General features: G+C 62.5%; 22 protein-coding genes. 11 read left to right on the top strand and 11 right to left on the bottom strand.

All coding sequences use genetic code 11. From position 1 onward, the window contains the following. Positions 1–43 precede the first annotated feature (43 nt). The gene (locus OCK01_RS05125) at positions 44–679 is read left to right on the top strand and encodes a LysE family translocator (RefSeq protein ID WP_263822960.1); all 636 of its coding nucleotides are present in this window, start codon (positions 44–46) and stop codon (positions 677–679) included. A 77-nt stretch (positions 680–756) separates the two neighbouring features. Here the strand turns inward: OCK01_RS05125 and OCK01_RS05120 are convergent, their stop codons facing one another. After that, positions 757–1239: a BON domain-containing protein gene (locus tag OCK01_RS05120; protein ID WP_263822959.1), complete on the bottom strand. Its 483-nt coding sequence runs from the start codon at positions 1237–1239 to the stop codon at positions 757–759. A 23-nt stretch (positions 1240–1262) separates the two neighbouring features. Beyond that, positions 1263–1439, bottom strand: coding sequence for a hypothetical protein (locus tag OCK01_RS05115; protein ID WP_263822958.1), 177 nt, complete (start codon positions 1437–1439; stop codon positions 1263–1265). Between the two features lie 338 nt (positions 1440–1777). Between OCK01_RS05115 and OCK01_RS05110 the strand changes: the two genes are divergently transcribed. Next, the gene (locus tag OCK01_RS05110) at positions 1778–5557 is read left to right on the top strand and encodes a PAS domain S-box protein (protein ID WP_263822957.1); all 3780 of its coding nucleotides are present in this window, start codon (positions 1778–1780) and stop codon (positions 5555–5557) included. 24 nt (positions 5558–5581) lie between these two features. On the opposite strand, the gene OCK01_RS05105 is transcribed toward OCK01_RS05110, so the two are convergent. After that, a complete protein-coding gene (locus OCK01_RS05105) occupies positions 5582–6133 on the bottom strand; it encodes a helix-turn-helix transcriptional regulator (protein ID WP_263822956.1) in 552 nt (183 codons plus the stop codon). Positions 6134–6534: 401 nt separating this feature from the next. On the opposite strand from OCK01_RS05105, the gene OCK01_RS05100 reads away from it, so the two are divergent. The 3 genes from OCK01_RS05100 to OCK01_RS05090 all read left to right on the top strand — a co-directional run bounded on the left by OCK01_RS05100 (position 6535) and on the right by OCK01_RS05090 (position 10275). After that, positions 6535–8850: an NADP-dependent malic enzyme gene (locus OCK01_RS05100; RefSeq protein WP_263822955.1), complete on the top strand. Its 2316-nt coding sequence runs from the start codon at positions 6535–6537 to the stop codon at positions 8848–8850. Positions 8851–9242: 392 nt separating this feature from the next. Next, positions 9243–9842 carry a hypothetical protein gene (locus tag OCK01_RS05095; protein ID WP_263822954.1) on the top strand — a complete coding sequence of 200 codons (600 nt, stop codon included), beginning with the start codon at positions 9243–9245 and terminating at the stop codon, positions 9840–9842. Between the two features lie 127 nt (positions 9843–9969). Beyond that, positions 9970–10275, top strand: a complete 306-nt coding sequence (locus tag OCK01_RS05090) for a hypothetical protein (RefSeq protein WP_263822953.1) — start codon at positions 9970–9972, stop codon at positions 10273–10275. A gap of 54 nt (positions 10276–10329) precedes the next feature. On the opposite strand, the gene OCK01_RS05085 is transcribed toward OCK01_RS05090, so the two are convergent. Beyond that, positions 10330–10725 carry a rhodanese-like domain-containing protein gene (locus OCK01_RS05085; protein WP_263822952.1) on the bottom strand — a complete coding sequence of 132 codons (396 nt, stop codon included), beginning with the start codon at positions 10723–10725 and terminating at the stop codon, positions 10330–10332. Between the two features lie 83 nt (positions 10726–10808). Here OCK01_RS05085 and ftrA point away from each other — a divergent pair, with 83 nt between their 5' ends. The 3 genes from ftrA to OCK01_RS05070 all read left to right on the top strand — a co-directional run bounded on the left by ftrA (position 10809) and on the right by OCK01_RS05070 (position 14236). Next, positions 10809–11774, top strand: a complete 966-nt coding sequence (gene ftrA / locus OCK01_RS05080; protein ID WP_263822951.1) for a transcriptional regulator FtrA — start codon at positions 10809–10811, stop codon at positions 11772–11774. A gap of 146 nt (positions 11775–11920) precedes the next feature. Continuing rightward, a complete protein-coding gene (locus OCK01_RS05075) occupies positions 11921–13366 on the top strand; it encodes a phospholipase D-like domain-containing protein (RefSeq protein WP_263822950.1) in 1446 nt (481 codons plus the stop codon). Positions 13367–13423: 57 nt separating this feature from the next. Next, positions 13424–14236 carry an endonuclease/exonuclease/phosphatase family protein gene (locus OCK01_RS05070; RefSeq protein WP_263822949.1) on the top strand — a complete coding sequence of 271 codons (813 nt, stop codon included), beginning with the start codon at positions 13424–13426 and terminating at the stop codon, positions 14234–14236. A gap of 6 nt (positions 14237–14242) precedes the next feature. Here the strand turns inward: OCK01_RS05070 and OCK01_RS05065 are convergent, their stop codons facing one another. From OCK01_RS05065 to OCK01_RS05050, 4 genes are all read right to left on the bottom strand, one after another. Further along, positions 14243–15127 carry a DMT family transporter gene (locus OCK01_RS05065; protein WP_263822948.1) on the bottom strand — a complete coding sequence of 295 codons (885 nt, stop codon included), beginning with the start codon at positions 15125–15127 and terminating at the stop codon, positions 14243–14245. A gap of 70 nt (positions 15128–15197) precedes the next feature. Beyond that, positions 15198–15839 carry a flavin reductase family protein gene (locus tag OCK01_RS05060; protein ID WP_412178967.1) on the bottom strand — a complete coding sequence of 214 codons (642 nt, stop codon included), beginning with the start codon at positions 15837–15839 and terminating at the stop codon, positions 15198–15200. Between the two features lie 143 nt (positions 15840–15982). After that, positions 15983–16636, bottom strand: coding sequence for a ChrR family anti-sigma-E factor (locus OCK01_RS05055; RefSeq protein ID WP_182828703.1), 654 nt, complete (start codon positions 16634–16636; stop codon positions 15983–15985). Next, positions 16633–17280 carry a sigma-70 family RNA polymerase sigma factor gene (locus tag OCK01_RS05050; RefSeq protein WP_263822947.1) on the bottom strand — a complete coding sequence of 216 codons (648 nt, stop codon included), beginning with the start codon at positions 17278–17280 and terminating at the stop codon, positions 16633–16635. Before OCK01_RS05050 ends, OCK01_RS05055 begins: the two co-directional genes overlap by 4 nt. A gap of 331 nt (positions 17281–17611) precedes the next feature. Here OCK01_RS05050 and OCK01_RS05045 point away from each other — a divergent pair, with 331 nt between their 5' ends. From OCK01_RS05045 to OCK01_RS05035, 3 genes are read left to right on the top strand one after another with little or no spacing between them, the layout of a single operon-like run. After that, entirely contained in the window at positions 17612–19021 is a 1410-nt protein-coding gene (locus tag OCK01_RS05045) for a circularly permuted type 2 ATP-grasp protein (protein ID WP_263822946.1), read from the top strand. A 6-nt stretch (positions 19022–19027) separates the two neighbouring features. Beyond that, a complete protein-coding gene (locus tag OCK01_RS05040; protein ID WP_182829427.1) occupies positions 19028–19969 on the top strand; it encodes an alpha-E domain-containing protein in 942 nt (313 codons plus the stop codon). 8 nt (positions 19970–19977) lie between these two features. After that, on the top strand, positions 19978–20769 hold the full coding sequence (locus OCK01_RS05035) for a transglutaminase family protein (protein ID WP_263822945.1): 792 nt from the start codon (positions 19978–19980) through the stop codon (positions 20767–20769). A 142-nt stretch (positions 20770–20911) separates the two neighbouring features. Here OCK01_RS05035 and OCK01_RS05030 read toward each other — a convergent pair whose 3' ends face one another. From OCK01_RS05030 to OCK01_RS05020, 3 genes are all read right to left on the bottom strand, one after another. After that, positions 20912–21889, bottom strand: a complete 978-nt coding sequence (locus tag OCK01_RS05030) for a calcium-binding protein (protein ID WP_263822944.1) — start codon at positions 21887–21889, stop codon at positions 20912–20914. A gap of 141 nt (positions 21890–22030) precedes the next feature. Next, on the bottom strand, positions 22031–22336 hold the full coding sequence (locus tag OCK01_RS05025; RefSeq protein WP_263822943.1) for a hypothetical protein: 306 nt from the start codon (positions 22334–22336) through the stop codon (positions 22031–22033). 100 nt (positions 22337–22436) lie between these two features. Next, positions 22437–24140: a methyl-accepting chemotaxis protein gene (locus OCK01_RS05020; RefSeq protein WP_263822942.1), complete on the bottom strand. Its 1704-nt coding sequence runs from the start codon at positions 24138–24140 to the stop codon at positions 22437–22439. Positions 24141–24153 lie beyond the last annotated feature (13 nt).

Here is a 24153-nt window from a genome sequence, read left to right as displayed (position 1 = left end):
AAAAAAATCATCTGCTGCTTACAATGGACGGTGCGGTACTGACATGACTTACGCTGAAAATCTCTGGCTGTTTTTCGTTCTGCTGACGGGCGTCATCGCCGTGCCCGGCATGGACATGGCTTTCGTCATCGCCAATTCGCTGTCGGGCGGACGACGATCCGGCCTGGCGGCGACCGCGGGGATGATGGCGGGGGGAGCATGTCACACCCTGTTCGGCGCCGCCGCCGTGGCGGGACTGACGCTGTGGACCCCGTTCCTCGCCCGGCCGATGCTGATCCTCGGATCTGCATATATGATCTGGATCGGCTACACGCTGACGAGGAGTTCAATCGTCTTGGCGACGCTCGACGAAAGCGGGAGGTCGACGCGAAGGAAGGTGTTTTTCCAAGCCTTCATCACCTGCCTGCTCAATCCGAAAGCCTGGCTTTTCACACTCGCCCTTTATCCGCAGTTCCTGAAGCCCTCCTTTGGACCCTATTGGGTGCAGGCTCTGGCGATGGGGTTCATGACGGTGTCTGTGCAACTGACGATTTATGGCGGCTTGGCGCTGGCGGCGGCGCGCGGTCGCAATGCGATCGCCGCCAGGCCGCGACTGACGATATGGCTCGGGCGGGGCGCCGGCCTCATGCTCATGGCCATCGCGCTTTACATTCTCGTTCGCAGTTGGGGAGACCTGTGACGGCGCAACCGGCTCCTGATATGAAAAGGCCCGCAGCGGTGTCGTTGCGGGCCATCGTGTCGGAAAAGGGATACCGCTCAATCGGCGTCGCGCGGGATGTGGCTGTCGACCCCGATGAGCGTGATGCGATTGATCGTGTCTTCGACGCCCGGCGTCCCGAGCGCGATCTGGTTGATCAACTGGCGGTCACGCTCGGTCTCGACCTTGCCGTCGAGCGTGGCGACGCCGTCATGCATGGTGACCGTCAACTGATTGTCTTCCCAACGACGTGTGTTCGTGAGGCGTTCGTAGATGGTTTCCTCCACGCCGTCGTCCTCCACGGCGGCCTTGGCGGTCTCCGGGAAGAGGTTGGGTCCGCCCTGGCTTTCGATGGCCGGCTCGTCGGATATTTCGACGCTCGTCTTGTCCTCGTCATCGAATTCGACGCCATAGGCTTCGTTTTTCTTGGCCACGACCTCCTCGTCGGCATAGGGCCAGCCTTCGGAAATATCGCGTTCATTATAGTCGCGATAATCTTCTTCCCGGGTCTTTGGCCGCGGCGTTCTGGTCAGGGATGCCATATCGTTCTCCTTGATCTCTACAGTCAATCCTGTCTCTGCCCTTCGACCGGCTGGGAAGGGTCGGCGTCCGGAGGCGGAGGCGGCATCGGATCGAAGCCGTGTTCACGAATGCGTCTCGCCTCGCGGCGAAGACGATAGACTTCGAGATCCACGACATTGCTCGCCGGTCCCTTTGGCGTCTGGCTCGGCTTATCGACCATCTGCTGCTCCTTCATGAGTGCCTGTGGCTAGAACGCTGCGTACGGGGAGGGGTTCCCTCGATAGGGCCGACGCATCCGCAGTGCGAACGGGTGGTTTCCTCTCCTGGCTGCACGTAAAAAAGCGCGGTCCTCGAAAAAAATTACGCCATCGCGGGAACCTTCTTGTTTCGGCCGCATTGTCCGTCTCGCGGGACTATGCGCAACAGGCGGCGTTGATGCGAGTTCTGCGGCAAGTACTTGAAGGCGATACTAAATTTCTTGAGTTTAGGGTTGGTGGGGATGTTTGATGCTGGCAAATGCGGTCTGCGGCGCTCGTCCGAAGCTGCGCGGTGGCTCCGATGAACTATAGTGCATCCGATTTCGCCTTTTTGTCCGGGGGCGGCAAAGCGGCCGATCTTCTCGCCGGTTTCGATTGGGAGAATACGTCTCTCGGGCCGATACCGACCTGGCCGCAATGCCTTAAGACAGCCTGCAGCATTCTTCTGCAATCGCCGGTGCCGATCGTCATGCTGTGGCGCGAAGACGGCTATATGATTTACAACGACGCCTATTCCGTATTCGCGGGCGGCCGGCATCCGCAATTGTTCGGCTCGAAAGTGCGCGAAGGCTGGCCCGAGGTCGCCGATTTCAACGACAATGTCATGAAGGTCGGCCTGGCGGGCAAGACCTTGGCCTATCGAGACCAGGAGCTGACGCTTCATCGCCATGGACGCCCCGAACAGGTGTTCATGGATCTCGACTACTCGCCGGTGCTCGACGAAGACGGCAAGCCGGTCGGGGTTATCGCCATCGTCGTCGAGACGACCGAGAAGGTGATGGCTCAGCAGCGCATCCGCGGCGAAAGCGAGAGACTGCGGCGGATGTTCGAGCGCGCGCCCGGCTTCATGGCGACGACGTCCGGCCCCGATCACGTCTACGAAAGCGCCAACGCGGCCTATCTCGCTTTGATCGGCCGTCAGGACCTGACCGGCCGTCCGGTTAAAGACGTGCTGCCGGAGGTCGTCCAGCAAGGGTATATCGACATTCTGGACGATGTGTTTGCCAGCGGCCGGCGGTTCGTGGGCGAAAATGCGCGCGTCTTCTTTCGTCCCGTCGGCGAGGGTGAGGCTCAAGAGCGGTTCGTCGACTTCGTTCTCGAACCGCTTCAGGACGATCTCGGCGTGACCACCGGCATCTTCATGCAGGGCAATGACGTCACGCATCGCAAGCGCGCCGAAGACGAATTGCGCGAGAGCGAACTGCGCTTCAGATTGATTGCCGACAGCGCCCCGGTGATGTTGTGGATGGGAGACAAGGACGGCGCATTCGTCTACCTCAACGCGGCTCAACGGCGTTTCCTCGGCGTGTCGGAGGACGAACTGCCAGCTTTCGACTGGAAGGCGAGCATCCATCCGGATGATCTGGAGGCGATCAATCCCGAATATTCCGCCGCTATGGCGGAGCATCGAAGTTTTACGGTGGAAGCGCGATATCGCAACTCCGCCGGCGCATGGCGGCTTATTCAGACCAACGCCAAGCCGCGTTTCGATGCGACCGGGGACTTTCTCGGCATGATCGGCGTCAATGTCGACGTTACCGACCTGCGTAACGAGGAGCGGCGGCGGCTGGCGCTGATCGAGTTGAACGATCGATTCCGTCGACATGACGATCCCGCCGACATCGCTTACGCCGCGGGGGAAATTCTCGGCAAGACGCTGAAGCTCAGTCGCGCCGGATATGGAACCATCGACCCGGTGGCGGAAACCATCGTCATCGAGAGGGCCTGGACCGCCGACGGCGTGCCTTCTCTAGCCGGCGTGGTGCATTTCCGCGACTACGGAGACTTCATCGAAGACCTCAAACGCGGTGAGGCGGTCATTTTTTCCGATGCCGCCGCGGATCCGCGCACCCGCAACCACGTCGAGGCTCTCGAGGCGATCGGCGTCCGCTCCATGGTCAACCTGCCGATCAACGAACAGGGTGGCGTCGTCGCGCTTCTCTATGTCAACGACCGCAATGTGCGGGAGTGGACCGCCGACGAGATCAGCTTGATCCGGGATGTCGCCGAGCGGACCCGCACCGCCGTCGAGCGTCGGCGCGCCGAGATGGCGCTGGGAGAATTCGCAGAATCGCTGGAACGCCAGGTGGAGCAACGCACCGCCGAACTCGATCGCGTCTGGCGCAATTCGCAGGACATTCTGCTGATCACCGACGAGAGCGGAATCGTGCGCGCGGTCAATCCGGCCTGGACCTCAATTCTCGGCCATAGCGGAAGGCTGGTGAACGCCCATCTTCTCCAGAGTTTCGTGACGGCGGAGCATCGCGCCGCCTTTATCGCGACATTCGCCGACGTCAAGACCGGGCCCTACACCAAGGTGATCGAGGCGCGGATGCGCCATATCGACGGCTCGCCGCGCTGGATCGCCTGGCGATTGTCGTTCGAGGATAATCTCGTCTTCGCCTATGGCCGCGACGTCACGGCCGAAAAAGAGCAGGCTTTTGCGCTCAAGCAGGCCGAGGAGCAATTGCGCCAGGCGCAGAAGATGGAGGCGATCGGCCAGCTGACCGGCGGCATCGCGCATGATTTCAACAACCTGCTTCAGGTCATTTCGGGCAATCTGCAGATGCTCGCCCAGGATCTGCAATCCGACGACAAATCGGCGCGGCGCATCCAGAACGCGCTGGCGGGCGTGCATCGCGGCGCGAAACTCGCCAATCAGCTTCTGGCTTTCGGGCGCCGGCAGCCCTTGGAGCCGAAGGTCGTCAACATCAGCCGATTCCTCCAGGGCATCGGGGAAATGCTCCGCCGGACGCTCGGTGAGACCGTGGAGGTGGAAACGGTCACCAGCGGCGGTCTCTGGAACACATTCGTTGATCCGACACAGATCGAGAACGCGGTTCTCAACCTCGCGATCAACGCGCGCGACGCCATGGACGGGCAGGGCAAGCTGACGATCGAAGTGGGCAACGCCTTCATCGACGAAGTCTATTGTCGCAACCACCCCGAGGTCGAGCCCGGGCAATATGTCATGCTGGCCGTAACCGACACCGGCGTCGGCATGCCGCCGGAGGTGCTGGAACGGGTGTTCGAACCGTTCTTCTCCACCAAGCCGGTGGGCAAGGGCACCGGGCTAGGCCTTTCGATGGTCTATGGCTTCGTCAAACAGTCGGGCGGCCATGTGAAGATCTATTCCGAAGTCGGACACGGCACGACGATCCGCATCTACCTGCCGCGATCGATGCAGGCCGAGGACCTGTTGACCGACATGGAGCACGGTCCGCCGCGCGGCGGCACCGAGACCATCCTCGTCGCCGAAGACGACGACGAGGTGCGCGCCACCGTCGTCGATATTCTCGGCCATCTCGGCTATCGGGTGCTGAAGGCGCGCGATGCGGCCAGCGCGCTGTCGGTGATCGAAAGCGGCGCGCCGATCGATCTCCTGTTCACCGACGTGGTCATGCCGGGCCCGCTCAAGAGCACCGAGCTCGCGCGCAAGGCCAAGGAGCGGCTGCCGGATATCGCCGTGTTGTTCACGTCCGGCTATACCGAGAACTCCATCGTCCATGGCGGGAGGCTCGATCCCGGCGTCGAACTGTTGTCCAAGCCCTATAGCCCCGAGGCGCTGGCGCGGCGCATCCGGCATCTGCTCGGCAACCGCGCCCAGATGATCGACTCTCGCCGGCGTCTGGAAAAGATTGCGCCCGTGCCCATCGGCGGCCCCGAGCCGGTCGGGACCCCGGCGCCGCCCGATCCGCAACCGGTCGAGCCGGCGCAGAAATCGGTGTCGCTCCGCATCCTCGCCGTGGAGGACGAGCCGTTCATCCGCCTCGACCTCGTGGACATGCTGACCGACGACGGCCATTTCGTGGTGGAAGCCGGTTCGGGCGAGGAAGCGCTCGAACAAATGGAAAAAGGGCGCTTCGACATACTTCTGACCGATCTCGGCCTGCCCGGCATCAGCGGCGAAGACCTCGCGCGGCGCATCCGGGAGGTCGATGCGGGCATCGGCGTCGTCTTCGCCACCGGCAACAATGCCGCGCCCCCGCTCGAGACGGGGCGCCCGCCGGTGCTCCTGCGCAAACCTTACGATCCCAAGGATCTGGCCCGAGCCGTCGAAGAAGCCGCGTCGACGACCTGATTTCGGCGCCGACCGCCGGCGCCGTCAGTCCAGAATGTCCTGACAGAGGATCGCCGTGAGATGCGCGACGTTGCGCGCCTTGTAGCGATCCTTCAACTGGCTGATGCGGTGCTCCACCGTTCGGTGCGAGACCGCCATCTCGCGGGCGATCTCCTTCGCCGTCAGCCCCTCGCGCAGCATCTGGCTGATGATCGATTCTTCCACACTCAAATTTTCCAGCTGCGGAACCGGCTGCCGGACCGTGCGGATGTTTTCGAGACACAGCGCCCAGCGCGGCGCGGTCGCGCTCTTCTGCGGCAGTACGATGCGGTCGAGCGACAGGCGAAATCCGCGCAGGAACGTGACGCAGCTCTCAATGATCGGTTGTCCACTTGTTCGACTTTTTTCGATCGACGGAAGGAAATGTTCGCGCAAATAGACATGGTCTTCGAAGGCGCCGAGCGGGCCTGATTGCGGAAGATCGGTCTCCCTCAGGAAGGAGGAGAAAGGTCCGGCCCCGCGTATCATCCGCAGGTTCCAGAGGAGGGGGTCCATTCCCTCCAGCATGAGCACAAACAGGCGCATTTTCAGTGTCATGCGCGCTTCGATCCCGATGAGAACGCTCTCGGGATCCTCCGTCTGTGATGGATAATTTTCGACCCATCGGTCCATCAGACTCCGGCTGATGTCTCGAAAAAAAGCGTCCCTGATCATTCCCGTCCGCCTGGAATTGATTTTTGTCAAATTAGGAAAATCTACTTCTAAAATAGGCTGTAGAGTTTTTCCTAGTATCTTATTGGTTCTTTATAGGAATTCAATCTCCGGTTAAAGCGTCTTGTATGGATCGATTGCGGATAAATGTCGGGAAAATCATGATATTCGCGCCGAGGCTTGAGCAGACGCGCCCGCGTCGGGCCTGAGAGAAGGCGATGCGAAATATTTCCATTTGTTTGCGGCATGCTCTAAAGGTCGGGGCTCCAAAGACGGGATTCGAATTGATGAGCGAAAACAACCCCACCACGCCGCAGCAGCTTCCGGCTTCGGCCGATCTCGCCGAGCAGGCGCTGTTCTTCCACCGCTATCCGCGTCCGGGTAAGCTCGAGATCCAGGCCATCAAGCCGCTCGGCAACCAGCGCGACCTCGCGCTCGCTTATTCGCCGGGGGTGGCCGCGCCCTGTCTCGCCATCAAGGACGATCCGGCGGCCGCAGCCGACTACACCTCGCGCGCCAATCTGGTGGCGGTGGTTTCCAACGGCACGGCGGTTCTGGGGCTCGGTAATATCGGCCCGCTCGCCTCCAAACCGGTCATGGAAGGCAAGGCCGTCCTGTTCAAGAAGTTCGCCGGCGTCGACGTTTTCGACATCGAGATCGACGCGCCCGAGATCGACGAGATGGTGCAGGTGATCTCTGCGCTCGAGCCGACCTTCGGCGGCATCAATCTCGAGGATATCAAGGCGCCGGAATGTTTCGAAGTCGAACGCCAGCTGCGCGCCAAGATGAATATCCCGGTGTTCCATGACGACCAACACGGCACGGCCATCATCGTCGCCGCCGCCATCCTCAACGGATTGGAACTGGCCGGCAAGGACATCGCCAAGGTCAAGATCGTTGCGTCGGGCGCGGGGGCGGCCGCGCTCGCCTGCCTCAATCTGCTGGTGGAACTCGGCGCGCAGCGCGAGAATATCTGGGTCCACGATATCGAGGGTCTCGTCTACAAGGGCCGAGAAGTCCTGATGGATCCTTGGAAGTCCGTCTATGCGCAGGACAGCGACAAGCGCGTGCTGGCCGATTCCATCGGCGGCGCCGACGTGTTCCTCGGCCTGTCCGCCGCCGGCGTGTTGAAGCCGGAGCTTCTCAGCCAGATGGCCGAAAAGCCGCTGATCATGGCGCTGGCCAATCCCAATCCGGAAATCATGCCGGAAGAGGCCCGCGCCGTCAGGCCGGACGCGATGATCTGCACCGGGCGCTCGGATTTCCCCAACCAGGTCAACAACGTCCTCTGCTTCCCCTATATCTTCCGCGGCGCTCTGGATTGCGGCGCCCGGACGATCAACGAAGCCATGAAGATGGCGGCGGTGAAGGCGATCGCCGGCCTTGCCCGCGAAGAGCCCTCGGATGTCGCCGCCCGCGCCTATTCGGGCGAAACGCCGATCTTTGGGCCCGACTATCTGATCCCGTCGCCCTTCGACCAGAGGCTCATCCTGCGCATTGCGCCGGCCGTCGCCAGGGCCGCCGAGGAAACCGGCGTCGCAGCCCGGCCGATCCAGGATTACGAAGCCTATCTCGATCAGCTGAACCGCTTCGTGTTCCGCTCCGGTTTCGTCATGAAACCGGTCTTCGCCGCCGCCAAGGCCGCGCCGCAGACGCGGGTGATCTTTGCGGAAGGCGAAGACGAGCGCGTGCTGCGCGCCGCCCAGGTGATGAAGGAAGAAAACATCGCCCGTTCGGTGCTGGTCGGCCGCCCGCAGGTCATCGAGACCCGCCTCAAGCGCTATGGCCTGCGCATCCAGCCGGGCGAAGACTTCGACATCGTCAATCCTGAAAACGATCCGCGCTTTCGCGACTATGCGGATCTCTATTTTTCGCTGGTCGGCCGCCAGGGCGTCAATCCGGAAGCCGCGCGCACCACGGTGCGCACCAACAACACGGTCATCGGCGCGCTCGCCGTCAAGCGCGGCGACGCCGACGCCCTGATCTGCGGTCTCGAAGGCCAGTTCGACCGCCATCTGCGCGATGTCGAGCAGATCATCGGCCGCAAGCAGGGCGCCTGCGCCTTTTCCGGCCTCAGCCTGCTGATCACCGCCCAGAGCGGCGCGCTGTTCTTCGCCGACACTTTCGTGACGCATAATCCGACGGCGGCGGAAGTGGCTGAAATGACGGTGCTGGCGGCCGAGGAGATGCGGCGCTTCAACATCGCGCCCAAGGCGGCGCTGCTCGCGCATTCCAATTTTGGCTCGCGCGATTCCGAAAGCGCCAGCAAGATGCGCGAGGCCCTGGCCCTTGTGCGCGAACGCGCCCCCGATCTCGAAGTCGATGGTGAAATGCAGGGCGGCTCGGCGCTTAACGAAGCGCTGCGCAAACGCGCCATGCCCAATTCGACCCTGACTGGCGAAGCCAATCTGCTGGTCTTCCCCAATCTCGACGCGGCCAATATCTCGCTCGGCATCGTCCGGACCATGATGGACGCGCTGCATGTCGGACCGATCCTGCTGGGCGCGGCGCTGCCCGCCCATATTCTCTCGACCTCGGTGACCTCGCGCGGCGTGGTCAACATGGCCGCGCTGGCGGTGGTTGAGGCGACGAACAAGGGATGATGGAGTGTGAGGGCGCCGCGCGAGCGGCGTCCTCGATGGCGCGCGGTTGCAATCGGCTTGTTTTGCGCGTTGAACGGCGTCATCATGTCGAGATGGACCGATTAAAGAGCAACGCCCTAAAATTCACCATCCGCAATCCAGAGACCGGGCAAGTTGTTGTCGTGGAGGGCGCGGGGGCTCTAGCAGACTATCGCCTGTCTCTTCGGGACGATATTGACCTTACCAAACCTATCTTCGAACAAATTTTGAGACGTGAAGATGGTCGGAAGCGCTGTTAGCGATGAAGGATGTCCACCTGATGACAATACCGACCAGCTTGCCGGCTCTAATTGCCTGCGTCAGGCGTTCAGTCGGCTTTTCCTCGAAAACGCTTCTACTTAAAAGGCTCGAACATGGGTTTTAGGATTTGCTGGATCGCGCTGGAATCTGAGGATCGCCAGCGTTGCCTCCAAACATTTGGCATGGTCGAAACCGGCAGATCGGATGAAGAACTTGAGCTGCCTTTCTCTCTGGCAACCTTGCCCACCGGCTGGACAATCCTGTTCAGCAATGACGAGAGCAATCCTTCAGAGGCGCAGGCTGGCGTATATTCTCGGGCGGCGAGGGTCATACGGTGTCAGGTCAATGAAAACGAGATGACATCGGCTGTCACGTGCTACGCAGAGGGCGAACTGCTGTGGAGCTTGACGCATAATTCCGAACTCGGCTTCTATCATATCGCGCCAGCGGGCGCGGCGCCGTCATTCGTTCACGAGATCATTGCTCGCCTGACGGCCGAGCAGGACGCCAATGGCGGAGAGAAATCGGATGTCGATTTTCTCTTTGAGGCCCCGATCGAGCTTGCGGCTGAATTGACCGGGTTTCGTCATGACGAATCCGAGTTCGACTGGGGCGAAGCGAACTTCGTGGAAGTCAGGCCAATCGGCAAGAAGGCTGATCTCGGAAAAAAGTCTTTGTGGCGGCGCATTTTTTCCAGGGATCATGTCGGCTGATGCGGCGCGGTCTCTTTGTCGGGAAGCGATCAATCCGGATGAAAGGTCTACCCATCCGACCAACTTCGCATTGACCCCCGCTCTCCCAGGCGCGACACTCTCCCGCAAAGCATGAGAGGAGGACGTCATGGAGGCACTTGATCGCTGGCGGCATATGCGGAGCGCGCCGAGGGATGGCAGCCGCATTCTGGTGACCATTCGCGCCACCGAGCAGGGGCCGGGCGCGGTCGATCTCGCCTATTGGTCGAAGGGTGATCAGTATGGCGGCGAAGCCTGGCGGTCTTCGGACTCCGCGCCTGGCCGGATCATCGAATATGCCGAACCGGAATTGAAATGCTGGATGCCGTTGCCTTCGGCGGAGCTCGACAGTCTCGCTTTTCCTGCGCCCTGGAAGGGCAAGGATGACGAGGAACTGGACGGGTCTGGCATCTGATCGGCGCGGCGCTATGATCGGAGCCGGAATTTCCGGCTCCGCGCCAGCCGCCCGTCACTCGCCTGCCTGCAGCTCAAACCCCTCATCGATCCAGCCCGTCAGGCCGCCCGCCATGATCTTGACTGGCAGGCCAAGACGCGCGAGCCGGAGAGCGCCGCGGGCCGCGCCGTTGCAATGGGGGCCGGCGCAATAAGTGACGAAGATGGTCCCCTCCGGCCATTCGGCCATCTTGTTGCGGGTGATCTTGCCATGCGGCAGGTTGATTGCGCCGGGCACATGGCTCTTGGCGAAGAGGGCGGGCGAGCGGACGTCGAGCAGCACGAAATCGGCTCCGCGCGCCAGCGAGTCGTTTACGTCCCAACAATCGGTCTCGAAGGTGAACTCCTGGGAGAAATGGGCGATTGCGGCCTCGGGGGACGCGGGCGGGATCTCGGTCACGGCAGTGGTCATGGGTAGCTCCTTTCGTTGACCGGAACATGCCCGTTTCCCCATGAGGCTTGCAATTGGCGTGATTGACAATATACGTAAAGATCATGCCAAACCCCTCGGGTCCTCTCGTCGTCGCTCTTCTTTATGATGGTCTCTGCACCTTCGAATTCGGCATCGTGGCCGAAATCTTCGGGCTATCACGGCCGGAAATGGGCGAGGGCTGGTATCGTTACGCCAGTTGCGCCATCGAGCCGGGGCCTCTGCGGGCCCATGGCGGCTTCGTCATCCAGACCGAGGACAACAGCCATCTGATCGACGAGGCCGATCTCATCATCGCGCCCGGTTGGAAAGGGGCGGGGGTCCCCGTTCCGCAGGATCTGGTCGAACGGCTGAGAGCGGCGCATGCGCGCGGCGCGCGGCTCGCCTCGATCTGCTCGGGCGCCTTCGTGCTCGCCGCCACCGGGCTTCTCGACGGCGGCGTTGCGGCGACGCATTGGCGCTATGCCGAGGCGCTGGGCAAGGCCTATCCCGAGATCGAGGTCGACGCCGCCTCGCTCTATCGCGAACATGGCCGTCTGTTCACCTCGGCCGGCAGCGCCGCGGGCATTGATCTGATGATCGAGATCGTCCGGCGGGATTTCGGCCCGGACGCGGCCAATTCCGTGGCGCGGCGGCTTGTGATGCCGGCGCATCGCAGCGGCGGGCAGGCGCAGTTTCTCGAACGGCCGGTGCCGCGGCGCGAGGGCGCCGAGATCGCGCCGCTGCTCGACGCGATCAGGGCCGATCCGGCCTCCGCCTGGACGATTTCCCGCATGGCCGAATATTGTCGGATGAGCGAGCGGACCTTCGTCCGCCGGTTCCGCGACGCGACGGGCGTCTCTCCGGGCGACTGGATTGTCGCGGAGCGGGTGGAGCAGGCCAAGGAACGGTTGATCCGCGGCCGCGAAAGCGTCGACGAGATCGCCGTCCTGCTGGGCTTCGGCGGCGGACATGCGCTGCGCCATCATTTCCGTCGTCGGCTCGGCGTCAGTCCGGCGGACTATCGGGCGCGCTTTTCGGTCTCCGCATGATCGGGCGCGAAAAACACTCCCCACCACCGGAATTGCCGAACCAAGCATCGTCGTGGCGCGTTATGAGGCGTCTCGCCGCGCATGCTTGATGATGCGGGACGGCAATCCTATGTTCCTCCGGGACCTCCTCTCGCCCATGGGCCTGAATGTTAGACATCTTCAGAGATTACTGGCCGCATCTCCTGTTCGTCATCTCCATCGCCGCAGGCGCCGTTGCGGCGGCGCATGCGGCCATGACTAAGGAAGACGCCCGCGCCGCGATCGGCTGGGTCGGCGTCATCCTGCTGTCGCCGCTTCTCGGCGCCGGCCTCTATCTGGTGGCGGGGGTCAACCGCATTCGCCACAAGGCGCTGGCCAATCGCAAATCCGGCCATCGTCGCTTCGACAAGCAGATCCATGAACATGCGCTGTCGCCCAACCGCATCGTCGCCGAATTCGGCCAGCCCTATGGAGCGCTCAACCGGTTGGGCGACGCCATCACCCGCTTCTACATGACCTCGGGCAACACCATCGCCATGCTGGAAAACGGCGACCGCGCCTATCGCGAGATCATTGAGGCCATCGACGCCGCCCAGCATTCGGTTCTGCTCGAAAGCTATATTTTCGACAATGACGAGATCGGCCGTCGCGTCGCCGACCGGCTCCTGGCCGCCAAAGCGCGCGGCGTCGAGGTGCGGGTGCTGATCGACGCGGTCGGCGCGCGTTATTCCTTCCCGAGCATCGTCAACTATCTCCGTCAGCGCGGCCTGTATGCGCGGAGCTTCAACGGCAATGTCATCATGGGGTTGAGAATGCCCTATGCCAACCTCCGCACCCACCGGAAGATCGTCGTCATCGACGACGACCTTGCTTTCACCGGCGGCATGAATATCCGCGAAGCGTTCACCACCGAGTTTGCCGGCGACGAGAGCGCGCATGACACGCATTTCCGGGTGACCGGACCGGTGGTGCGCGACCTCTTCGCGGTGGCGTCGGAAGATTGGCATTTCGCCACCGGCGAACGCCTGGCGCCGATCGCCCGCAACGGTCTGAAGGAGATCGAGCCGACCTATATGCGCGTCGTTTCATCCGGGCCGGATGGCTCGATCGAGACCAATCGCAACGTCATCATCGGCGCGCTGTCGGTGGCGCAAAAGCATGTGCGCGTCATGTCGCCCTATTTCCTTCCCGACCGGGAAATGGTCAGCGCTTTCGCCACCGCCGCCAGGCGCGGGGTGCGCATCGACATTCTCGTGCCGCAGGAAAACAATCTCCGGCTCGTCGATCTCGCCATGATGGCGCAGTTCGATCAGGTGGTGAAGCACGGCTGCCACGTCTGGCGCGTCGGCGGCATGTTCAATCATTCCAAGCTGATGACCATCGACGGCGTTTGGTCCTATGTCGGCACGTCCAATATGGACCCGCGCTCGATGCGGCTGAATTTCGAGGTCGATCTCGAAGTTCTCGACAGCCGGTTCGCCGCCGAGATCGAGAGCCGTGTCGACGCAGCCTTGGGGCAGGCGCACGAACTCAGACTGACCGACATCCGCGATCGCCCGCTGGCCTATCGTCTGGCGGAAAAGGTGGTTTGGCTCGCGTCACCCTATCTTTAGAGAGGTCTGCGACACTGCAGCCGGAAACCGCAACGTCCCGGGCTGCGTTCTCTGATAATGACCATTTGGAATGACGACGCCATGATCCTCACCGCCTGGAAAAATCGCAAGAGCCGCCCCGTCATTGCGCCGGCGCTGCCGCGCGTCGGCGAGGAGCAGTTGATCGTAGCTTCCTACAACACCCATAAAGGGGTCGGGGGAGACCGCAAGCGCGACCCCAACCGCATCGTCGACGTCATCGCCGAGATCGCGCCCGACATCATCGCGCTCCAGGAGGTCGACACCCGCTTCGGCGAGCGCAAGGGGCTTCTCAATCTCTCGCGGCTGGAGCAGGATTGCGGCCTGACGCCGGTGCCGCTCAGCCGCGCCACGGCGGCGCATGGCTGGCACGGCAATATCGTGCTGGTGAAGAAGAGGATGGTCAGCGCGGTGCATGAACTGCATCTGCCGGGGCTCGAACCGCGCGGCGCGCTGCTGGCCGACATCGATCTCGAAGGCGGGCGCAGCCTTCGCATCATCGCCGCCCATCTGGGGCTGTTGGGCCGCTCCCGGCTGATACAGGCGCGACGGCTGATCGCCATCATGGCCGAACATGCGTCGAGGCCGACCGTGCTGATGGGCGACTTCAACGAATGGCGGCTGGGGTCGAAATCGGCGCTGAACGCCTTCCGCGACGCTTTCGGCCATCTGCCGCAGCCCGCGCCCAGTTTTCCGGCGCGGTTGCCATTCCTGGCGCTCGACCGCATCATCGCCGACCGTCCAGGGCTGGTGAGCGATGTGGTCGTGCATGACAGTCCGTTGGCGCGGGTTGCGTCGGATCATCTGCCGATCAAGGCGGCGCTGACGCTGCCGTCGCCGGTCTCCGTGTAGTCAGCCTCAGGTTGCGGCGGGTTTGCGTCCCGCCAGCCAGACGCCGAACACCACGACCACGGTCCCGATGATCATGTAGGGACCGAGCGGTTCGCCGAGAAAGATGAAGCTCTCGATCGCTACCGCCGGCGGCATCAGATAGATCAGCGAGGCGGCGCGCGACACCTGGCCACGCCGGATCATATAGAGCAGCAGGCCGACGCCGCCCATCGACAGCACGATCACCGACCAGGCGATGACCAGCCAGAGTTCCAGGCTGCCGTCGAAACGGGTTTCCTCGCCGAACAGCGCCAGGGGTCCGACGATCATCACGGCGCCGAGATATTGCCAGACCGCGGTGGTGCGCATGTCGCCGCCGGTCACGAAGCGCTTCTGATAGAGCGTGCCGAAGACGACGCCCAGCATCGCAGTGACGTTGATGGCGATCGGGACGATCCGCGCCGCGAGCATACCGGGCTCAACGTTTTCGAAACTCGGCACGAGCGCAATCAGGATGCCGGCGAAGCCGAGAACCAGGCCGGCGAGCTGAATGGGGCTCAGCCGCTCCTTGACCAGCCAGGGGGCCAGCGCCGCCGTCATCAACGGCTGCAGCGCGGCGATGACGCCGGACACCGAAGCCGGCACGCCATGAAAAATCGCCCACCACACGCCGCCGAGATAGCAGCCATGCATCAGCGCGCCGGAAACGAGTCCGTGCAGGATGGCGCGGGGGCTTTTCGGCCAGGCGGCGCCCATGGCGATGCTGAGTGTGGCAAAGGCCAGCGCGGCCAGGCCGAAGCGCACGGTGAGAAACAGCTCCGCCGTCGAATGCCAACTGCCGTAGACCGGGGCGATCCAGCCCGAGGACCAGAGCAGGACAAACAATGCGGGCGCGATGCGCTCGAGGGACACAGGCAAACTCCGGCAACGGGAACTCGCGGGTTCGGTTAAAGGAAGCCCTCAGGCGGCGCAAGCCGCGATGTCAGAGTTTCGGGGTCAACATGTCGAAGCGGTCCCGGATCGTGGCGCAAGTGTCGCCGCCCAGCCGGGCGATCGCATCGACGCCCGCAGGATCGACATGGAGTTTGTCGTCGACCAGGCCATCCCGAAAATGCGCGTAGAGAATTTCTCCCAGAATGATCTGGCGGGATTTGCCGAGCTCCAGCGTCACATGCCGGCGACATTCGAAGGCGGCCGGCGCTTCCCTGATCCAGGGCGAGGCGACCTTGACGCCGGGCGCGGCGGTAAGGCCGGCAGCCTTCAGTTCATCCTCGCCGCGCGGATATTTCGCGCCGCAGACATGCATCGCCTCCGCCATCGCGAAGGACACGATGTTGACGGTGAAGACTTCCGTCATGCGAATATTCTGCGCGGTGTCCTTGAAGGACATATCGGGATTGTTCTCCACGCCGATCGCGAGAATCGGCGGATCTGCGGACAGGCAGTTGAAGAAGCTGAAGGGAGCCGCATTGTGTCGCCCCGTTTCATCGATCGTCGTCACCAGCGCGATCGGCCGCGGGATAATGGCGCCGATCATCAGCTTATAGCGCTCGCGCGCGGAAATCGTCGTAAAGTCGAATTGGGCGCGCGGTGCGTCATCCCCGATCGGATCGCGTGGCGACATGTGGCGTCCCTCCAGTCTCGAGCGTCAGGCGGCGCCATCCCGCCTTCGGATGCGTCGACGCCACATGTCGGCAAGCAAGAGACGGGCCAAAAAAATCGGCCGCACGAGGCGGCCGGGGGAGGAAGCGTGGTGGGAGAACAGGCTCAGATGCCGACGAAAGGCTGCATCACGCGGGCGATCCAGCCATGCGGGATCATCTGTCCCTCGATGGCGGCGAGACAGATGCATTCGCCATCCATCTCGACCCGCGGCTGGTGATCGCCGTCATCATCCTCTTCTTCCAGATCGCCGCGGCCGTAACGGCCGTTTTCATCGCTGAAGGCGCCTTTCAGAACAAGCGTCAGTTCCGTGCCGGTATGTCCATGCTTGGGCAACGCCTTGCCGGCGCCGATGCGCAGAAGAACGACGTTGTAGGTCGGATCCTCCGGAACCTCGACTTTCGCGAAGCGCATCCCGGGCGCGACCCATTTCCACTTGCCGATCTTTCGCTCGCTCAAGGGAGCCGGAATGTCGACGCCCATGTCGAGGCCGCGGTGATCGTAGCCAAGGGAAATCGGCTCGGCGGAGGAGGGGGCCGCGAGCTTGCCCAACATGCGCTCGAAGAGATCGGGCGACACATCCGTCATCGGTTGTTCGTCGAGAAGCGCGCCGCCGAGCCTTTCGAACTCGGCGAGCCGCTTGTTGCTGTCCCGCGACATCGCCAGATGGCTCTGGAGCACCAGCGCAGGCGCAGGGCTGAGTTTGCCCGCGGCGAAGCTCAGCAGCAGATCATCACTGGCGTGATGCGTAATCGTCATTTTGCGTCTTCCATCATCATTTGGCGCAGGCGCTGCAAAGCAAGCCTCACCCGAGATTTCACCGTGCCCAGGGGAATGCCGAGGATCTGCGCGATTTCGGCCTGGGGATTCTCCGAATAAAACGACATGCGGATCACCGTCGCCTGCTCTTCCGGCAGTCGGGCGATCGCCGCCCGCACCGCCGTCTCGTCCTGCCAGCCGATCAGTCGCTCTTCGGCGGACGGATCTGTGTCGGGCTCGTTGACATCGGGCTCCACAGGCGTCGAAACGAGCCGCGACGTACGCCGCCGCCGGTCGATGCCGCAATTGCGGGCGATGGTGAAGATCCAGGTCGATACCCCCGCTTTGGACGGATCGAAACTTTCGGCTCGCCTCCAAAGGTTCAGCATGCTCTCCTGGATCAGGTCTTCGCTCTCCACATCCGTAAAGCCCTGCCGCATGAGAAAGGACTTCAGTCGCGGCGCGTAGAAGCGAAACAGCGCGGCGAAAGCCTGCATGTCCCTGTTCTCCGCAACCCGCCGCATCAACGCCGCGAGTTCCTCGGGCGGCGACATGGCGTCTCGATCCCCGGCCGCTACCATATAGGAGGCCTTGGATGGGCGTTGGTCGGGCCGCGTGGCCGGGATGGTTCTGATCTCATTCATGCCTCTCTTACGCCGGAGCCGGAAGCGCGGATCACGGTCTGTATATCAAGGTTAAGTAATTCATCTTCGGCGGGCTGGCAAACGGCTGCGAAGCCAAAGCCGCGACAAACCGGGGCGGGTGTGGAATTTCCACACCGGACCGCTCCAGCGGCGCTGCCGCTGTTTTACGCATATGCCTAATTCTCGCTCCGGTTTCATGCCCTTCAATTGAGCAGCGCTGAAGCCGTGGCGATAAAGCACGCAAAAAATACGCAGACGGGACTGCGCATGCTTCTTGCATTGCTTCCGACATTGGTTTCAAATGCCTGAACAATAAACGGGGAATTGAGATTTGGCGTTCGACGAAATGATCGACGCGGAGGGCAATCCGCGAGAGCCTTACCGCAAATACTTTGAATGGTTCAACGAGCAGGACCCGGCCTATCTGGCGGCGAAGGCGAGGGATGCGGAGAACATTTTTCGACGCACAGGCATCACTTTCGCCGTTTACGGCCATGAAGACGCCACCGAAAAGCTGATCCCCTTCGACCTCATTCCGCGCATCATTTCCGGCAAGGAATGGCGCAAGCTGGCCCTGGGCATCGAACAGCGCGTGCTGGCGCTCAACGCCTTTCTCGAGGACATCTATCACAAGCAGGAGATCATCAAGGCGGGCCGAATCCCGCGCGACCTGATCGAAAAGAATTCGGCCTTTCTGCCGCAGATGATCGGCATGCGGCCGCCAGGCGGCGTCTATACCCATATCATCGGCACCGACATCGTCCGCACCGGCGAAGACCAGTTCTACGTGCTGGAAGACAATGCGCGGACGCCGTCCGGCGTGTCCTATATGCTGGAAGACCGGGAAACCATGATGCAGATGTTCCCGGATCTGTTCCACAAGGTCCGGGTGCGCCCTGTCGAGGACTATCCGACGCAGCTGCGCCAGAGCCTCGATGCGCTCGCGCCTCCGGGTTGCAAAGGCAAGCCGAGGGTGGTGGTGCTGACCCCCGGCATCTTCAACTCCGCCTATTACGAACACGCCTTTCTCGCCGACCAGATGGGCGCCGAACTCGTCGAGGGGTCCGACCTCCGCGTTATCGACGGCAAGGTGTGCATGCGCACCACGCAAGGCTATGAATCGGTCGACGTGATCTATCGGCGCGTCGATGACGACTTCCTCGATCCGCTGACCTTCCGGCCGGACTCCTGTCTGGGCGTCGCTGGCATCATGGACGTCTATCGCGCCGGCAACGTCACCATCGCCAATGCGCCGGGCACCGGCATTTCCGACGACAAGGCCATCTATTCCTATATGCCCGAAATCGTCGAATTCTACACCGGCCGCAAGGCGATCCTCGAAAACGTGCCGACCTGGCGCTGTTCGGAGGCCGACAGCTTCAAATATGTGATGGAGCATCTGCCCGAACTGGTGGTGAAGGAAGTGCATGGTTCGGGCGGATACGGCATGCTGGTCGGACCCACCGCGACCCGCAAGGAGATCGCGCTCTTCGCCGAAAAGCTGAAAGCCAAGCCAGGCAACTACATCGCCCAGCCGACGCTGTCGCTGTCCACCGTTCCGATCATGGTCAAGAAGGGCATCGCGCCCCGGCATGTCGACCTCCGGCCTTACGTGCTGGTGTCGGACAAGGTGCATATCATCCCCGGCGGGTTGACCCGCGTCGCGCTCAAGAAAGGCTCGCTGGTGGTCAATTCCAGCCAGGGCGGCGGCACGAAAGACACCTGGGTGCTGGAGGACTAATCGATGATGCTCGGAAGAACCGCGAACGGCCTGTTCTGGATGTCCCGCTATCTGGAACGCGCCGAAAACACCGCCCGCCTCATCGACGCCGGTTTCCGCATGTCGCTGACGCGCTCCACCGAAAGCGAAGACGATTGGGACGGCGTGCTGCAGAGCGCCGGCGTCCGCGAACTCTACGCCGCCAAATATGAGAAACTGTCCGGCGCCGACGCGATGGATTTTCTCATGCGCGACAAGACCAATCCGTCTTCGGTGATCAACTGCCTGGAATTCGGCCGCAACAACGCCCGCATGGTGCGCACCGCGCTGACCCGCGAAGCCTGGGAAAGCATCAACGAGACCTGGCTCGAACTGAAGACCGTGCTGGCTAGAAAGGTGACGCACGCCACGCTGCCCGACGTCATCGACGCCATCAAGCGTCGGGTCGCGCATATGCGCGGCGCCTTTTCCGGCACCCAGTTGCGCGACGAACTCTACAATTTCGCCATGCTCGGCTCGTTCATCGAACGGGCAGACAACACCGCGCGCATTCTCGACGTCAAATATTACGTGTTGCTGCCGTCGCTCCTGCATGTAGGCGGCGCCATGGACAATTTTCACTGGCAGTCGATCCTGCGGTCGGTGTCGGCCTTCCGCTCCTATTCCTGGGTCTATGACGCGGAATACAAGCCGTCCAACATCGCCCATTTCCTGATCCTCAACCGGCGCATGCCGCGGTCGCTCGCCTTCTGCTACGAGCAGATCAATTCCAATCTCGCCCATCTCGCGCGGGATTACGGCAGCCAGGTCGCGGCGCATGATACGGCGGCGCGCACGCGCAACATGTTGCTGACCACCTCGATCGACGAGATCATGGACCAGGGACTGCACGAGTTCCTCGAAGACTTCATCCTGTCCAACGACACGCTGGCCAGCGAGATCAGCGACGGTTACCGGTTCTACAAGTGAGTTGAGACATGCGCCTGAAAATCAGCCACATGACGGAATACAACTATGATGAGCCGGTGGAGTTCGCGCTGCAACGACTCAGGCTGACGCCTCGGGACTGGCCGGGACAGAAAGTGCTGGCCTGGCAGACGCTGGTCACGGGCGCCGGGCACCAGGCATTCTACGACGATCACTTCGGCAATCGCGTCGAGCTGGTCAGCGTCATCGAAGGTCAGACCTCCATCCGCATCATGGCGCAGGGCGAGGTGGAGACGGAGGAGTTGCACGGCGTCTTCGGGCCGCACAAGGGCCATGCGCCGCTCTGGCTGTTCCGGCGTGAAACGACGCTCGCCAAGCCCGGCAAACTGGTGCGCGATCTCGCCAAGGGCATCGAAGGCGAAAGTGATCTCGCTCGCATGCATGCGCTGATGGCGGCGATCCATGACGCGGTGGCCTATAAGAAGGGCGTCACGACGTCCGAGACGACGGCCGAACAGGCTCTCGAACTCGGGGCGGGCGTCTGCCAGGATCACGCCCATGTCTTCATCGCGGCCGCGCGTCTGATCGGCCTGCCGGCCCGCTACGTCTCCGGTTACATGCTGGACGGTTCCGACATGGCCGCCGCAAGCCATGCCTGGGCTGAAGCCCATGTCGACGGCCTCGGCTGGGTCGGCTTCGACGCCGCCAACAAGATCTGCCCCGACGAGCGCTATGTCCGCGTCGCCAGCGGTCTCGACTATACCGACACCGCGCCGGTGTCGGGCATGAGGCTCGGAACGTCGCCGGAGATGATCATCGTCAATGTGACGGTCGAGCAGTAAATCCGTCCCGTCACACAGATTTTCAATGGTGTCGCCCGGCTTGCCGTCGGGCGCTCTGTCTGCGGAGGGGCGGGTCGCGCAGCGGTCCGACACGTATTCTCACGACGCTCGCCGATCGCGCGGCGCGAAGAGAACCCTGCCGTCAGAGAATGAAGTCGCCGCCGTTCATGCTGTTCACGTCCTTGAGTTCGATGGCCAGATCGGCTTTTCGGTCCCCGTTGACGTCGCCGAACACGAAGCCGTCCTCGAAGCGCAACTGACCGGCCGTCCCGGTGAAGTCTCCGCCGCCGATGAAGCGGAAAGACTGATTGCCGGATTGTCCGGTTTTGGCGTCGATCGCGGAAAGATCGACGTCGTCGTTCTGCCCGCGATTGAAGTCGCCGATGACGTCGTAATTGCCGTTGGCCCTGCTGTCGGAAGTCGCGACGAAGACGAAACGATCCGAGCCGCCGCCGCCGATCAACGCATCGGCATCGGCTCCGCCGATGAGGACGTCACGGCCGCCCAGGCCGTTCAGACCGTCTACTCCGGCCAGGCCGACCAGCGTGTTGCCCGTGTTCGAACCGATCAGCGTGTCGCCTTTGATCGTGCCTTCGGCATTTTCTATGCCGACCAGCGTTTCCTGCCGGTTGGCGCCGGTCTGGGCTATGCCCTGTGCGAGGCTGAGAGCGATGCCTCCGAGGCGCGGATCGTCGGACCGCGGCCTGTAGCTGATCGTATCGACGCCCGCGCCGCCGTTGAAGACATTGGCCCAACCTTCGGAGAAGAACACATCGGCGCCGTCCTCGCCGAAATAACGGCTCTTGAAGGTCGAAACGGCGATGGTATCGGCGCCGTCGCCGGCGCGGACCAAGTCGCCTGCTTCGGTCGCAAACGACGCGAAGCCGAGGCCGACATAGGTATCGGCGCCCGCGCCGAGCCTGATATCGTTGCCCTTTTCCTTGTGATTGACCACGCCGTCATCGCCGGAGCCGGCGTCGACGAAATTGCCGCCGCCCAGATCATCGTCGCGATTGAGCACAATCGCGTCGTCGCCGCCCTTGGCGAAGACCCGAATTTCGATGTTCGATCCCTGTTCGATGCGGTCGGCCTTGTTCGTGCCGTTGATCGTCTTGCCCATGCCGGTCGTCTCCTCGCTTGATCTGTTGGGGTGTCCCGTCTTATCAGGTTCGCTCTCGTGACGAGTTTCCCGGGGAACACCGGCCCGGTCTAAAGACCGCCGAGGGGCTGGCCGGGCGCCGCCGCAGTCTGTTTTGTCCCGTCAGCGGCAAACGTTTGGAATGTCGAGCTGATAAGTCGTCTTGCCGGGACCTTCGGGCAGCACCGGGATCAGATACACTTTGAGATCGCAGTCCTGAACCCGCACGGTCCATTCCTTCGCGCCGTCTTTGCGTGTCCCGGTGTTGGAAATCGCGCCGATAGGAGCCTGATGGACGGCGTTGGCGACTTCGCTGCTGCCGAGGATGATGCCGATCTGTTCGACGCTGTCGTAGTAACCCGACACCGCCGCCTCGGCGGAGCCGAAACCCGAAACCATGGCGATTGCCGCCCAGACCAGCCGTCTCATCTCAATCCTCGCCCAAGAGGTCGCCCCGCGACCGTTGCGGACGAGGATTAACACGGCGGAGGCCGATCGCGCCATGGGCGTTCGCGACGGTGGCGCCGCCTCAGGCGGCTCGGTCGCGTCTCGGCGCGCGCTCCGCATGGTCCGGTTCCCGTATCGTCTTGCGGCGATTGAGCTTGAACTGGTTGACGAGGTCGCTGAGTTTCGTCGCGCCGGATGCGAGGTGCTCGCTGATCGATTTGCTTTGCTTGACCATCGTGGCGTTCTGTTGCGTCATCGCGTCGATCTGGGAGACGGCGCTGTTGATGTCGGAGAGGCTGGAAGCCTGCTCCGCCGCGCCGGCGGTTAGCGCCTGCATGTTGTCGTCGATCGCCCGGACGATGCCGGCGATGCGCTGCAGACCGTCGCCCGTCGCGTCGACCAGCCGAACGCCGTCCTGCACCTCCCGACCCGAATTTTCGATCAGCGCCTTGATTTCCTTGGCGGCGTTGGCCGACCGTTGCGCCAGTTCGCGCACTTCCTGCGCCACAACGGCGAAGCCCTTGCCAGCGTCCCCGGCGCGGGCCGCCTCGACGCCCGCATTGAGCGCCAGGAGGTTGGTCTGGAAGGCGATCTCGTCGATGACGCTGATGATCTTGCCGATCTCGGCGGACGCGGTCTCGATGCGCTCCATCGCGGCGGTGGTGTCCTGAAGCACCTGGGTGGAGGCGTTGACGGAATTCATCGCGTTAATCACCAGATCGCGGGCGCCCTGCGTCGCGGTCATCGAAGAATTCACCCGTTCCGTCACCGCATCCAGGGAGCGTGTCGTCTGTCTCAGCGCGTCGGCCTGATCATGGGTGCGCAGCGACAGTTCGTCCGCGCCGCTGTTCATTCGCTGGCTGTTGTCCTTCAGCGTCTGCGTCTCGGCGAGCACGCTTTCCAGGGTTTTCTGAAAAGCGCCGAGCGAGGAATTGAAGTCGTGCCTCAGGGGTTCGAACTCCGCCGAGAACGGCGTGTCGATGGTCTGGCGAATATTGCAGTCGGCGAGCCGCGCCAGTCCGGCGCCGAGTTCCTTCACGACCCGCACGCGCGCCGTCACGTCGGTGGCGAATTTGACGACCTTGAAGACACGGCCACTGTCGTCGAAGACCGGATTGTACGATGCCTGGATGAAAACGGGGTTGCCGCTTTTGTCGAGGCGCATGAACTGGTCATGGGCATGCTCGCCGGAAGCCAGCTTCTTCCAGAATTGCCGATAGGCGTCGGAGCGCGCATAGTCGGGCTCGCAGAAGATGGCGTGGCGCTTGCCGACGATCTCGTTCAATGAATAGCGCATCGTCGAGAGAAAATTGTCGTTGGCGGTGAGGATCTCGCCGTCTGGCGTGAACTCGATGATCGCCTGGGTGCGCGACACCGCTTCCAATTTGCCCCTGTCCTCCGCGGCCTTCTTGCGCGAGGCGGTGATGTCGGTGGCGAACTTTACCACTTTATAGGGCCTGCCGCCCCGCAGGATCGGGTTGTAGGACGCCTCGATCCAGACTTCCCGACCGCCCTTGGCCAGGCGCCGATATTGATTCTGCGCGAAAGAGCCGGAGTTCAGGTCGCTCCAGAATTTCTGATAGTCGGGCGAGGAAGCATAAGCGGGATCGACGAACAGCCGATGATGCTTGCCGACGATCTCCTCGGCGCCGTAGCCCATGACCTTGAGGAAATTCTCGTTGGCTGACAGGATCTTGCCGTCCATCGAGAATTCGATCACCGCCAGAGATCGATTGAGGGCGTGGACGATGGCGGCATTGGACGTGAGATCAAATATCGAAAACATAGGACGGGTGAGC

Origin of the sequence: Rhizobium sp. TRM95796 (assembly GCF_025779995.1) — a bacterium.
Taxonomy (GTDB): domain Bacteria; phylum Pseudomonadota; class Alphaproteobacteria; order Rhizobiales; family Rhizobiaceae; genus Rhizobium_E.
The sequence above is the reverse complement of the archived record's forward strand: the minus strand, read 5'-3'. Positions and strand labels throughout refer to the sequence as shown.

Bases quoted from the DNA above. Each gene is read 5' to 3' on its own strand.
- OCK01_RS05090 (WP_263822953.1), top strand. From the start codon at position 9,970: ATGGAGGCACTTGATCGCTGGCGGCATATGCGGAGCGCGCCGAGGGAT.
- OCK01_RS05070 (WP_263822949.1), top strand. From the start codon at position 13,424: ATGACCATTTGGAATGACGACGCCATGATCCTCACCGCCTGGAAAAAT.
- ftrA (WP_263822951.1), top strand. From the start codon at position 10,809: ATGCCAAACCCCTCGGGTCCTCTCGTCGTCGCTCTTCTTTATGATGGT.
- OCK01_RS05110 (WP_263822957.1), top strand. From the start codon at position 1,778: ATGAACTATAGTGCATCCGATTTCGCCTTTTTGTCCGGGGGCGGCAAA.
- OCK01_RS05095 (WP_263822954.1), top strand. From the start codon at position 9,243: ATGGGTTTTAGGATTTGCTGGATCGCGCTGGAATCTGAGGATCGCCAG.
- OCK01_RS05030 (WP_263822944.1), bottom strand. From the start codon at position 21,889: ATGGGCAAGACGATCAACGGCACGAACAAGGCCGACCGCATCGAACAG.
- OCK01_RS05085 (WP_263822952.1), bottom strand. From the start codon at position 10,725: ATGACCACTGCCGTGACCGAGATCCCGCCCGCGTCCCCCGAGGCCGCA.
- OCK01_RS05100 (WP_263822955.1), top strand. From the start codon at position 6,535: ATGAGCGAAAACAACCCCACCACGCCGCAGCAGCTTCCGGCTTCGGCC.
- OCK01_RS05115 (WP_263822958.1), bottom strand. From the start codon at position 1,439: ATGGTCGATAAGCCGAGCCAGACGCCAAAGGGACCGGCGAGCAATGTC.
- OCK01_RS05020 (WP_263822942.1), bottom strand. From the start codon at position 24,140: ATGTTTTCGATATTTGATCTCACGTCCAATGCCGCCATCGTCCACGCC.
- OCK01_RS05105 (WP_263822956.1), bottom strand. From the start codon at position 6,133: ATGACACTGAAAATGCGCCTGTTTGTGCTCATGCTGGAGGGAATGGAC.
- OCK01_RS05055 (WP_182828703.1), bottom strand. From the start codon at position 16,636: ATGACGATTACGCATCACGCCAGTGATGATCTGCTGCTGAGCTTCGCC.
- OCK01_RS05040 (WP_182829427.1), top strand. From the start codon at position 19,028: ATGCTCGGAAGAACCGCGAACGGCCTGTTCTGGATGTCCCGCTATCTG.
- OCK01_RS05125 (WP_263822960.1), top strand. From the start codon at position 44: ATGACTTACGCTGAAAATCTCTGGCTGTTTTTCGTTCTGCTGACGGGC.
- OCK01_RS05075 (WP_263822950.1), top strand. From the start codon at position 11,921: ATGTTAGACATCTTCAGAGATTACTGGCCGCATCTCCTGTTCGTCATC.
- OCK01_RS05025 (WP_263822943.1), bottom strand. From the start codon at position 22,336: ATGAGACGGCTGGTCTGGGCGGCAATCGCCATGGTTTCGGGTTTCGGC.
- OCK01_RS05035 (WP_263822945.1), top strand. From the start codon at position 19,978: ATGCGCCTGAAAATCAGCCACATGACGGAATACAACTATGATGAGCCG.
- OCK01_RS05120 (WP_263822959.1), bottom strand. From the start codon at position 1,239: ATGGCATCCCTGACCAGAACGCCGCGGCCAAAGACCCGGGAAGAAGAT.
- OCK01_RS05050 (WP_263822947.1), bottom strand. From the start codon at position 17,280: ATGAATGAGATCAGAACCATCCCGGCCACGCGGCCCGACCAACGCCCA.
- OCK01_RS05060 (WP_412178967.1), bottom strand. From the start codon at position 15,839: ATGTCGCCACGCGATCCGATCGGGGATGACGCACCGCGCGCCCAATTC.